At 71.3% G+C, this 11,060-nt stretch carries 14 protein-coding genes; all 14 read left to right on the forward strand.

Going from position 1 to position 11,060, the window contains the following annotated elements; genetic code table 11:
- The first annotated feature begins 6 nt into the window (after positions 1 to 6).
- A complete protein-coding gene (locus A6A40_RS03875) occupies positions 7 to 858 on the forward strand; it encodes a replication initiator protein A (protein ID WP_063634192.1) in 852 nt (283 codons plus the stop codon).
- A gap of 211 nt (positions 859 to 1,069) precedes the next feature.
- Positions 1,070 to 1,708 (forward strand): ParA family partition ATPase, encoded by a 639-nt coding sequence (parA, locus tag A6A40_RS03880; protein ID WP_063634193.1) that lies wholly within the window; start codon positions 1,070 to 1,072, stop codon positions 1,706 to 1,708.
- Positions 1,705 to 1,944: a hypothetical protein gene (locus tag A6A40_RS03885; protein WP_063634194.1), complete on the forward strand. Its 240-nt coding sequence runs from the start codon at positions 1,705 to 1,707 to the stop codon at positions 1,942 to 1,944. Before parA ends, A6A40_RS03885 begins: the two co-directional genes overlap by 4 nt.
- On the forward strand, positions 1,941 to 2,594 hold the full coding sequence (locus A6A40_RS03890; RefSeq protein WP_063634195.1) for a nucleotide-binding protein: 654 nt from the start codon (positions 1,941 to 1,943) through the stop codon (positions 2,592 to 2,594). The genes A6A40_RS03885 and A6A40_RS03890 overlap by 4 nt, the downstream gene beginning before the upstream one ends.
- Before the next feature lie 314 nt (positions 2,595 to 2,908).
- Positions 2,909 to 3,652 (forward strand): hypothetical protein, encoded by a 744-nt coding sequence (locus A6A40_RS03895; RefSeq protein WP_063634196.1) that lies wholly within the window; start codon positions 2,909 to 2,911, stop codon positions 3,650 to 3,652.
- The gene (locus A6A40_RS03900) at positions 3,649 to 4,008 is read left to right on the forward strand and encodes a hypothetical protein (protein ID WP_063634197.1); all 360 of its coding nucleotides are present in this window, start codon (positions 3,649 to 3,651) and stop codon (positions 4,006 to 4,008) included. The genes A6A40_RS03895 and A6A40_RS03900 overlap by 4 nt, the downstream gene beginning before the upstream one ends.
- Positions 4,005 to 5,468 (forward strand): type IV secretory system conjugative DNA transfer family protein, encoded by a 1,464-nt coding sequence (locus A6A40_RS03905; protein ID WP_063634198.1) that lies wholly within the window; start codon positions 4,005 to 4,007, stop codon positions 5,466 to 5,468. The genes A6A40_RS03900 and A6A40_RS03905 overlap by 4 nt, the downstream gene beginning before the upstream one ends.
- Entirely contained in the window at positions 5,465 to 5,836 is a 372-nt protein-coding gene (locus A6A40_RS03910; protein ID WP_063634199.1) for a translin family protein, read from the forward strand. Before A6A40_RS03905 ends, A6A40_RS03910 begins: the two co-directional genes overlap by 4 nt.
- The gene (locus A6A40_RS03915; protein WP_063634200.1) at positions 5,833 to 6,870 is read left to right on the forward strand and encodes a CpaF/VirB11 family protein; all 1,038 of its coding nucleotides are present in this window, start codon (positions 5,833 to 5,835) and stop codon (positions 6,868 to 6,870) included. The genes A6A40_RS03910 and A6A40_RS03915 overlap by 4 nt, the downstream gene beginning before the upstream one ends.
- Positions 6,851 to 7,144, forward strand: a complete 294-nt coding sequence (locus A6A40_RS03920) for a hypothetical protein (RefSeq protein WP_236783725.1) — start codon at positions 6,851 to 6,853, stop codon at positions 7,142 to 7,144. The genes A6A40_RS03915 and A6A40_RS03920 overlap by 20 nt, the downstream gene beginning before the upstream one ends.
- A gap of 3 nt (positions 7,145 to 7,147) precedes the next feature.
- On the forward strand, positions 7,148 to 7,480 hold the full coding sequence (locus A6A40_RS03925; RefSeq protein WP_063634202.1) for a VirB3 family type IV secretion system protein: 333 nt from the start codon (positions 7,148 to 7,150) through the stop codon (positions 7,478 to 7,480).
- Between the two features lie 3 nt (positions 7,481 to 7,483).
- Positions 7,484 to 9,955: a hypothetical protein gene (locus A6A40_RS03930; RefSeq protein ID WP_063634203.1), complete on the forward strand. Its 2,472-nt coding sequence runs from the start codon at positions 7,484 to 7,486 to the stop codon at positions 9,953 to 9,955.
- The gene (locus tag A6A40_RS03935; protein WP_063634204.1) at positions 9,952 to 10,857 is read left to right on the forward strand and encodes a hypothetical protein; all 906 of its coding nucleotides are present in this window, start codon (positions 9,952 to 9,954) and stop codon (positions 10,855 to 10,857) included. The genes A6A40_RS03930 and A6A40_RS03935 overlap by 4 nt, the downstream gene beginning before the upstream one ends.
- A 3-nt stretch (positions 10,858 to 10,860) precedes the next feature.
- Positions 10,861 to 11,055 carry a hypothetical protein gene (locus A6A40_RS03940; RefSeq protein ID WP_063634205.1) on the forward strand — a complete coding sequence of 65 codons (195 nt, stop codon included), beginning with the start codon at positions 10,861 to 10,863 and terminating at the stop codon, positions 11,053 to 11,055.
- Positions 11,056 to 11,060 lie beyond the last annotated feature (5 nt).

Below are 11,060 nucleotides of genomic sequence, written 5' to 3' on the forward strand. Positions count from 1 at the left end.
CGTGCCATGGACGGGGTCTTCCGCAGCGGCGACCGCCAGATGCAACTCGACCTGTTCGTGGCGCTACCCGGCGACATGGCGGTGCGCGACCAGCAGGACCTGATGACGCATCCGTTCTTCTCGCTCGCCAAGTCGAAGCGCACCGAGCCGATCGACTACGCCGCCGGCGACACCCGCATCCGCGTCGAGGGCACCGCCGAGCACGGGATCGCCACCATCTGGGATGCCGACGTGCTGATCTGGGCGGCCAGCCAGCTGGTCGAGGCGCGCGACGCCGGCCTGCGCACCGCCCGCCTGCTCAGCGCGACTCCGCACCAGATCCTCACCTTCACCGGCCGCGGCACCTCGCTGCGCGACTACCAGCGCCTGCGCGCCGCGCTCGACCGGCTGCAGGCGACCACGGTGGTCACCAACCTGCGCCAGCCCGACCTGCGGCGCCGGCATCGCTTCTCCTGGATCAACGAGTGGAAGGAGCGCACCGACGCCGCCGGCCGGCCGCTGGGGCTGGAGCTGATCCTGCCGGACTGGTTCTACCAGGGCGTCCTCGCCGACGCCTTCGTGCTGACCATCGAGCGGGACTATTTCGGCCTGACCGGCGGCATCGAACGCTGGCTGTACCGGCTGGCCCGCAAGCACGCCGGCCGCCAGTCCGAAGGCTGGGCCTTCGACTTCCGCCACCTGCACGCAAAGTCGGGCAGCCTTGCCCGCTTCGCCAACTTCGCCATCGACCTGCGCACCGTCGCCCGGCGCCAGCGGCTGCCCGGCTACCGGCTGGCCGTCGAGCGCCGGCCGGACGGCGGCGAACGGCTGCGCTTTGCGCCGCAGACTTATCCACAGACTCGGGGGATAAACCGGTGACACTGCTCGTGCTATCGGGTGTGCAAACGCTCGTGCCATCAGGTGCACGGCACCCGTGCTATCGGGTGCACGAACACCCTGCAAGCCCTTGGTATACCGGGCCGATTCGCGCCCTTAACTTATCTAACGAAGAGTCTAAAGAGTCTTTGTTGATGGGACGGCGGATTCATGGGGACGGGCGGTACGCCGTCCGATTCCGGGGAGCGGCGTCATGATCGTGGCGCTGCTCAACCAGAAGGGCGGCGTCGGCAAGACGACGCTCGCCACCCACCTCGCCGCCGAACTGGCGCGCCCAAACTACTGGGTTCTGCTGATCGACGCCGATCCCCAGGGCTCCGCCCTCGACTGGTCGGTGCAGCGCGACCGCGAGGGGCTGCCCCGGCTGTTCGCCATGACCGGGCTGGCCCGCGAGACGCTGCACCGCGAGGTGCCGGAACTGGCCCGCGGCTACCAGCACGTCGTCATCGACGGGCCGCCGCGTGTCACCGGTCTCGTCCGCTCGGCGCTGCTGGCCGCCGACCTCGTGCTCATCCCGGTGCAGCCGAGCCCCTACGACGCCTGGGCGGCGGCGGAGCTGCTGCGCCTGCTGGACGACGCCCGCGGTTGGAAGCCCGGCCTGGAGGCGCGCTTCGTCCTCAACCGCTGCATCGCCCGCACGCTGCTGCTGCGCGACGCCCGCCGGGAACTCGCCGGCACGCTGCCGCCGGCCCTGGCGACGACGGTGGGGCAGCGCGTCGTCTTCGCCCGCTGCGCCCGCACTGGCCGGCTGGCGGCCGAGGAGGCGCCGGGATCGCCGGCCGCCCGCGAGATGGCAGCGCTCGCCGCCGAAGTGCTGGGGACGGCGCGATGAGCGGCGGGCGGATCGGCTTCGGGGCACGCCCCGGCACCCCCGACAGCTGGGTGCGCCGTGGCGACGGGCCGGCCACCCCCAAGGCGGACCTCTACACCGCGCGGCTGACGGTGGACATCACACCCGAGCTGCGCGGGCGGATCAGGATCGCCGCCTTCCGCCGGGGTGTGACCATGGCGGTGCTGCTGCGCGAGCTGCTGGACGGCGCCTTTCCCGAGGAGGGCAGTTCCTCATGATCGTGGCGCTTGTGAACCAGACCCGTGGGGCCGGACGGACGATGCTGGCGGTGCATCTCGCCGGCGAACTGGCGCTCCAGGGCAAGCGGGTGGCATTGCTCGACACTGACGGGTGCTCCGGCGCCCTGGAGTGGGCTGAGTGCCGGCGGCGCAACGGCATTCCGGCGCTGTTCGAGACCATCGGCATCGCCAGCCCGGACCTTCGCTGCGGCGTCTGGGGCCTGCACACCCGCTTCGACCACGTGATCGTCGACACCCCGGCGGCGTCCACCGCGGCCCTGCGTGCGGCGCTGCTGGCGGCGGACACCGTGCTGGTGCCGACCCACCCCGAACGGGACGCCATGGGACGCTGCGCCGCCACCATGCAGCTGGTGGTCGAGGCGCTGGCGGTCGAGCCGGCCATGACGGCGTCGGTGGTCCTGACCCATGCCCCCGCGGGCCTGGAGATCGAGCGGGGCACCGAGGTAACCGTCTGCGGCCTGCGCCTGCCCGTGGCCGCCGCGGTGGTGGGCGAGCGGATGAGCTTCGCCATGAGCCGGGGCACAGGGCTGCTGGTCCAGGAGATCGACTTTGTCGGGCCGGCCGAGGTCGATGTCCGGCGGCTGGTCGATGAGGTGTTCGGCCGTGGCCGGACGGGGGAAACGGGCTGAACAGGGCGGTTCCGGGATCGGGCGTGGTGTGGCGTAGGAACGGCGGCAAAGACAGGCGCCCGGCGGCCATCGGAAAGAATATGCGAAGGTTGTTGGGGTGTTAAGAAGGACTATTCAGCAAGATAAAAGAGTGTATACGCCGCCGTTTCGTCCAGTTCCAGATCAACAGCTTATCTGTATTCCAGATATGCTTGGGAATTCAGGCGCATTCAACGTGCCAATCCTCTTAACACCTCCGGGAAATTGAGAAATACCGGCGCACGGCTCAACGATGATCATGTCGGATTTGTGTCCGGTGATCTGTGGGGTGGAGCATGGGAAAACGGTTCGGCCTGTTCGGCGGCATCCTCGACGACGACGGCTTCAAGGCGCGCATGAAGGCGCTGGCCGACCGCGGTCGCCGCCTGGCCCGCGCCTACACCCGCCGGCCGATGCAGAAGGTCCGCGTCAAGGGGGCACCGCCGCAGGCCGGTCCCTACGCCCGCCCGGTCATGGTCAAGGTGCTTTACCACGACCGCGCCCGCGGGGCTTACCCGAACACCGTCTCGGCGCTGGCCAACTACCTCGCCAAGGAGGGGCCGCTGTTCGACCGCGAGCGGCTGGGCATCGACACCGCCGGGATCGTGGACGCGTGGTCGGCCGACCGCCGGGTGTTCCACCTCATCGTCAGCCCGAACGACGGGCACCGCATCGACGACATGGTGTCCTACGGCCGCGACGTCGTCGCCGCCTGGGAACGCCGGGTCGGCCCGCTTGAGTGGGTGGCCTCGGTCGAGCGCAAGCCCGACATGGCCCACCCGGAGGGCAACCAGCACCTGCACATCATGGTGCGCGGAGTCCAGCACGACCGCGACCTCCACCTCGATCCGGACGTCGTCTCACGCTGGCTGCGCCATGACGCCGTCGAGGTGACCACCGACCGCCTCGGCTACATGACCGAGCGCGAGCGCCGCGACTTTGAGCGCCAGCTTGTCGAGATGCAGCGGCTGCGCGAGCAGCAGCGTGGCCGTGAGGCCGGGCGCGACGACCTCCACGATCTGGGAGGGCGCGAGCTGTGACCGCTTCCATCCGCCGCGTCGCAACCCTGCTGCTGGTTTGGCTCGCCGCCGTCTTCGCCATCACCGAGCTGACCGGCTGGCTGTTCGCCTGGCCCCCGGTCTTCGGTGGGCTGCGCGTCGGTCCCATCGCCCTGTACGGACCCGGCCAGTTTCTCGGCTGGCGCGGGCTGCTGGCCCCTGGTCACCGCTGGATCGTCGATGGCGCCACCGTGGTGTCGGGCCTCTGCGCGCTGGCGCTGGGTGCCCGCGTCGTCCTCGACCTCCGGGGCACCCGCCGGCCGGGGTTCGGCGCCGGCCGCTGGGCCGACCGCGCCGCCGTGCGCCGCAGCGGCCTGCTGGGAGGGGAACGGCGATGACCGACCGTTCCTCCGTCATTCTCGGCGCCTACGGCCGCGACCTGCTGCACGAGCGCACCATGCAGCCGGTGCTGGTGATCGGCCCGACCGGTTCGGGCAAGACCACCACCACCGTGCATCCGACACTGCTCGCCGCCTGGGACGAGAGCGCGGTGGTCTGGGACTTCAAGGGTTCGGTCACCGAGGACACCAGCCGCGCCCGCACCCGCTTCGGCGACGTCGTCGTGCTCGACCTCGCCCGCCGGGGCGGCCCCCGCTACAACCCGCTGATGGCGGTGCGGCCGGAGCCGTACCTCGTCCCCGACTGCCAGCACGCCGCCCGCGTCCTCACCGAGGGCGAGCAGGAGGGGCACTGGCGCAACGCCGCCTTCTCCTACCTCGCCGGCGTCTTCGTCTTCCTGCTCACCGCGGCGGCCGATTCCGAGAAGTCGTTGGCCGGGGCGCGCCGGCACATCCTGCTCGGCGACGACGGGTTGACGCTGATGCTGGCCGAGGGCATCCACCCGACCGCCCAGCGCGCCGCCCAGGAGCTGTGGGACAAGAGTCTGGCGCTTGCCGAGGAGCGCGGCAGCGGCGAGGGGAAGGGGCGGCCGGGCGGCGGCTCCACCCCGCCCGACAAGAGCCTGCACTACCGCAAGTCGGTCTACGTCACCGCATCGGTGCTGCTGGCCGAGTTCGAGGATTCCGTCCTGGAGGCGCAGACCGCCGCCAGCGACTTCTCGATATCCGACCTCGTGGCCGGCGAACGGCCGGTCACCCTCTACATCGTCGCCCGCCCGCTCGACGCCCGGCGGCTTCGCCGGGTGTTCAAGCTGATCCTGACGCAGATGGTGGACTTCCTCACCATCGACCGCGCTCTCGCCGACGACGGCCGGGCGCGGCGCTGGCGGCTGCTGGTGGTGCTCGACGAGTTCCTGCAGTTCCACCTCCGCGAGGCGGCGGAGTGGATCAAGTACGTCCGCGAATACGGCATCCGCCTGCTGCTGCTGGCGCAGAGCCTGTGGGAGGTGGAGGAGGAGTACGGCCGCGGCCTCACCGCCAACTGCCGGCTGGTGGTCTTCCGCCCCAACTCGTCGGACGAGGCCGAGCGGATCAGCCGGATGGTCGGCGAGGCCATCGAGGAGGTGCCGACCCGCTCGACCTCCAAGGAGCTGCTCGACCTCTTCCCCACCGTCAGCCGCGGCGTGCGGGTGGACCGCCGGCCGGTGATGCCGATGCATGAGGCGCTGGAGATGGGCGGGGACGACCTGATCGTCTTCGGCTACGGCAAGCCCATCCGCGCCGCCCGCCTGCACCCCTACGCCGATCCGCGCTGGCGCCCGCTCTACGGCCGCGCCGCGGCGGCCTGGAGTCCCAACCCCGACGCCAACCGCTGGTTCGGCGCCAATGGCCCGGCCCCCGAGAGTGGTGTGCCATCGGCCCCCCGGCGCCCCGGCAAACCCCCAAAGGTCTGGACATGACGGACACCCCCGATCCCACCGCCACCCGCCCGGTCTCCGCCCGCGTGCCGGTGCCACTGGCCGATCAGATCGCCCTGGTCCAGGCCCGTCAGGGGCTGCGCACGCTGAGCGACGCGGTGATCCATGTGCTCGACAAGGGGCTGGACGCCATCGCCAACGAGCGGGCGAAGACCGAGCGGCTGGAGGCCACCGTCGCCCGCATCGACGACCTGCTGATCACCGTGGTCGCGGTCCTCAACCTCGTGCATGACCTCGACCCGGCGGATGTGGCCGCGACCAAGGCGGCGATCCTGGAACAGCTCGGCCATCCCCGGCGCACGGTGCCCAGCGTGCGCGACGGCTTCCACCCGAAGGAGGCCGGGGCATGACCGAGTTGGTGGTCATCGACGAGCCGGCGCGGCGCGAGATGCTGCTGCTGGCCCTGCGCCGGCTGATGGACGGGCTGTTCGGCGACCTGCTCTCCCGTGAGGACGTCGCCAACGTCCTGGTGCTGCCGCCGTTGCGCGGTCAGGGCACCTGCCGGGTTCTGGTCAAGAACGGCCCGTCGCCGGAGTTCGTGCGCGAGGCCGACCCCGATCAGGTGCGCCGCTTCCTCGCCTACGTCGCCGGCTTCCAGCGCAAGGAGCTGCGCCGCGACCGCCCGACCCTCGACGTCACCCTGCCGGAGACCGGCGAGCGCATTCACGCCGACATCGAGCCGGTCACCACCGGCCCGGCCTGCTCGATCCGCAAGCCCTACCGCGGCCGCATCACGCTCGACGACTGGGTGCTCTCCGGCGCCGCGACAACACTCCAGGCGCGGCTTATCCGCCGGCTGATCGACGGGCGCCGCACCGTGGTGATCGCCGGCGACGTGGACACCGGCAAGACGACGCTGCTGCGCGCCTGCCTGGAGGAACCGGCCTTCCGGGAGGGCCTGCCGGCGGTGCTCCAGGACCCCTACGAGTTCGAGCCGCCGTGCCCGCACGCCTACGCCATGATCGCTGACCCGTGGGCCGATCCGCCGGTCACCCTGGAGACGCTGGTCGCCAACGCGCTGCGCGTGCCGATGACGCACCTGGTGCTCGGCGAGGTGCGCCGGGCCGAGGCGCGGCAGATGGTGGTCGGCTGGACCACCGGGCATCCGGGGCTGTGCACCGTGCACGCCGGCTCCGCCTGGGACGCGCTCGACCGCATCGCCCAGATGGTCGGCCTCGGTGGCGTCGCCATGGACGCCCTGCAGATGCGCTGGATCGCCAAGGCGGTGCACGCGGTGGTGCACCTCGCCCGTGACCGCACGGGCAAGCGCTTCGTCAACGAGATCGTCCGGGTCGAGCGCTTCGACCCGGACCGGGGGTTCGTCCTCCGCCCGCTGGGGGCGAGGGAGTTTGACGGTGGAGGTGATGATGCGGAGCAACGGTAACGCGCGCCGGGGAGTGGCCTTGGCGCTGGTGCTGGCGTGGACGGCGCAGCCGGCGCGCGCCCAAGTGATCGCCAATCTCGGCGCGGAACTGCTGTCCTGGCAGGCGGTGTTCGACACCAACTTCGTGCCAATCGCCGTCACCGCCGGGCTGCTGCTGGCGCTGGTGGCGGCGATGTTCTCCCGCATCGCCGGGGTGGTGGTCTTCGTCTTCACCGTGGCCGGTGCCGCCGCCTACGGTGCCCGCGACGCCATCATCGCGCTGGCGGGGGGCTGAGTCGTGGAGACCCCGCTGCCGCCGCCGTCGGTCCCCGATGGCTGGGAGAAGCCGGTGCGCCGCACCTCGGTGCGGCCGACCAAGATGCCGCTCGGCGTGCCGATGGAACTGCTGGCCATCGCCGTCTGGCTGGCCGCGGAGCTGTGGCTGGCGCTCAGCGCCATCCCGCAGGCGGTGGCGGGGTTCCTGCTCGTCTTCCTGACGGCGCGCTACCTGACGCGCCGCGATCCCTGGTGGCTGGAGATCGTCCGCCAGAACGCCTCGGCCTGGCTGCTGCGGGCGTTGCGCACCCGCGGCCGCTCGCTATCCCTCTCCTCCTACCGCGCCCCGAGGTGAGGCATGCTCGACCTGACCGCCTTCGACGACGGCTTCGATTCCCTGTCCCGGCACCTGCCGTGGGATTGCTTCGTCTGGCCCGGCGTGGTGCTGCTGGAGGAAGATGGCGCGCTGATGGCCGTCGTCGAGTACGGCGGACGCGACCAGGACGGTCAGGACCCGGCCGAGCGGATGCAGACGGCGCTGGCCGCCGGCAACGTGCTGTTCCCCTTCACCGGCGGCTGGACCTTCCATTTCGAGATGCAGCGGCGCGAGGTCGGTGGTTATCCGCGCTCCACCGGAACGCACCCGGTGTCCGAGCTGATTGATCGGGAGCGGCGTGACCGCCTCGACGACACCGGCCGGCAGCTTCGCACCCGCACCTTCGTGGCGATCACGTATACGCCGTCCCGGCCGACGACCCGCACCGTGGCGTCCTGGTTCACCCGCAACCCACCCGAACGCGTCAAGCCCGACGTCATGCGCGACCACGTCGAGCCCTTCCGCCAGCTCGTGCTCCAGTTCGCCTCCCTGCTCGGCCGCGCCGTCGGCTGGGCTAGGATGCTGGACGACGACGGAGTGCAGACCTTGCTGCACAACTGTGTCTCGCCCTTCTACCAGCGCCACGTCACCGCCCCCGACATTCCGGGGTTTCCGATCAAGGCCAACCTCGTGGACGTCGGCTTCAAGCCCGGCTCGTTCCCGGCCTGGAGCAACGGCGGGGCCGAGTGGCCGGTCCGCATGATCGGCATCGGCGGCTATCCCAAAGTCAGCCATCCCGGCCTGCTCAACGTGCTGGACAAGCTGCCGTTCGAGTTCCGCTGGTCGGTGCGCTTCGAGGCGATGGACCACGTCCAGGCCCGCGGCGTCTTCGCCGCCCTCTGGCGCAAGCACGACGACACCTCCTACGACTGGCGCTCCGTTCTGCTGCGCGCCGTCGGCGGCTACGCCGCCCTGCGCCACGACCCGGTCGGCGTGATGGAGGCGCTGGAGGCCGAGGCCGCACGCCTGGAAGCCGAACAGGCCGGCACCAGCTCGGGCTGGATGACGCCGACCGCCGTGCTGTGGGGCCGCTCGGTGGAGGAGGTGGAGGAACGCCGCGACGAGCTGGTCAAGGCGCTGCGCACGCTGGGCTTCACCGTCATCGAGGAGACCTGGGGGGCCGAGCGCGCGTGGTACGGCACGCTGCCCGGCCATGTGCGGCCCAACCCGCGCAAGGTGCCGCTGACCCAGGTCCAACTCGCCGACTTCCTCATCCTCTCCTCCGCCTGGGGCGGACCCGAGCGCAACCCGCACCTCAAGTGCGATCCGCTGATGCAGTTGGAAGCCGAGGGCGGCACCCCGCTGATGCTCGACATCCACCAGGGGCAGGACGGGGCGGCGCTGGTGATCGGCCCGCCGCGCACCGGGAAATCCACCGTGCTCGCCTTCATGGGCCATCAGTTCCTCGCCCGCGTCCCAAATGGACGCGTGGTGTGGATCGACGTGGACGCCACCGAGAGCACGTCGCTGGTGGCGACCTGGGCGGCCGGCGGCGAGTTCCTCTCCATGGGCTCCGGCGACGGGGCGCTCGGCGACCTCGCCTTGCAGCCGCTGGCCGACGTCGACACCCCCAACGGCTTCGCCTGGGGCCACGGCTTCGTCATGGATCTGCTGCGCCTCCAGGGCGTGCTGGCGCCGGGCAACCTGTCGGCGGCCGAAGCCGGCGACGTGGTGGACGCCGCCCTGCACCTGCTGGCCGTCTCACCGCCGGCCGAACGCACGCTGTCGCACCTCGCCCATCTGGTGCAGGACAACATCGTCCGCATCGCGCTGGAGCCCTACTGCCGCGGCGGCCCCTACGGCGACCTCGTCGATGCGGCGGAGGATCGCTTTCTCGGCTCCGCTTGGACCACGGTGGACATCGGCGCGCTGATCGACCGCGGCCCCGGTGCCGCCCCGGTGATCAGGGCGCTGTTCCGCCGCTTCTACCGGCTGTTCGAGGACGGCCGGCCGACCCTGTTCCTGGTGGACGAGGCGTTCAAGGCGCTCAAGCACCAGCCGGCCGAGTTGGACGAGCTGCGCCGGCGCGGCCCGAAGAAGAACGTGGCCCTCGTGCTGGCCACCCACCAGCTCGACGACATCGAGGGCTCGGCCATCGCGGCGATGCTGAAGACCATCCAGGTCCTGGTGCTGCTGGCCGACCCCAACGCCGCCAAGCGGAGCATTCTGCGCGACTGGGGACTGAACGCCACCCAGGCCGGGCAGGTCGCCCGCGCCATGCCGCGCCGCGACGTCTTCTTCAAGACGCCCGAGGGCAGCCGGCTCGGCCAGCTCACCCTTGATCCTGCCGCATTGGCCGTCTGTGGCTGCGGCGGGGCGGCCCACAAGCGCCGGGCCTTCGAACTGAGGACCGAGGCCGGGTCGCAGCGCTTCGCCGCGGAATGGCTGCGCCGTCACGGCTTGGCCGAGGCCGCCGACACCCTGGAGACGCTTCATGAAGGAGAAACCCCATGAGGACCCGCACCCTGCGCGCCGCCACGGCGGCGCTCGCCCTCACGGTCGGCCTGACCGCCGGCCCGCCCCCGGCCCACGCCTTCCTGGGCGGGCTGCTCAACAGCTTCTTCGGCGGTGGTGGCGGAGGAGGCTGCTTCTCCGAGGAGGGCGATGGGCTGTTCGGCACCGCGCTTTCGGTCGTCGCCGGTTACGTCACCGGCGGAGCTGCCGGAGCCGCCATGGGGGCCGCATCCGGCGTGACGGGGAGCGGCGGCTCCCAGGCGCCCGGCTGCCCGATCGTGGAGAGCCGGCCGCGCATCGTCGAGGACATGGTGCAGCGCCAGGAAGTCGAGATCATCGCCCAGACCGCGCACATGCTCACCCAGATCGACAACATGATCCGCATGCGCCGCCTCTCGGATCTCGACACCCGCGTCGACGTGGCCGTCCGGCTTGGCGACGCCCGCCGCGCGGCCGGTCTGGTGGACCGGGTGCTGTGGAGCCTGGACGGCGTCGGCCAGCAGTTCGCCGACCTCTACCCCGATGCCTTGCCCGAGGGGATGAGCGCCGCGGCGCTGGCGGAGCATCAGGCCGAACAGGCGCGTCTCGCCCGGGACGCCAGCCGGGCGAGCAAGCTGGTCTCGGCCGACGTGATGACCGGGATCGAGGACTACCCGGCCCGCGCCCGGGTGCTGATGGCGGCGCTGAAGGCGTGCGACGGCCAGACCTGCGCCATCGACGCCGGCACCCAGGCGACGCTGCTGAACGCCGAGGTCGCCGGCCAGCTCCTGATGATGCAGGCGGCCCACCATCGGGCGGCGGAAGCCCAGCTCGACTACGAGCAGGCCGCCGTCGAGCGCGCCCGCCAGCACACCCGCATCAACTGGCAGGGCCTCGACACCTACGGCGCACCGGGGAGCTGAGCCATGGGCATCCGGCACATTCTCCTCGCCCTCGGCGCCATGCTGTTCGTCAGCGTCATCGGCGCCGTGGCCCTGGTCCTCTACGTCCGCTCCGACACGGGAGCTTCGGCCCTGGAACGGCTGGAGCGCAGCAACCCGGCCTGGGAGGGCATCGGCCGGTATGAGCGGCCGGTTCCGGCCCGCTCTGTACAGGAGTGACCGGC

This window comes from Azospirillum humicireducens (assembly GCF_001639105.2).
Taxonomy (GTDB): Bacteria; Pseudomonadota; Alphaproteobacteria; order Azospirillales; family Azospirillaceae; genus Azospirillum; species Azospirillum humicireducens.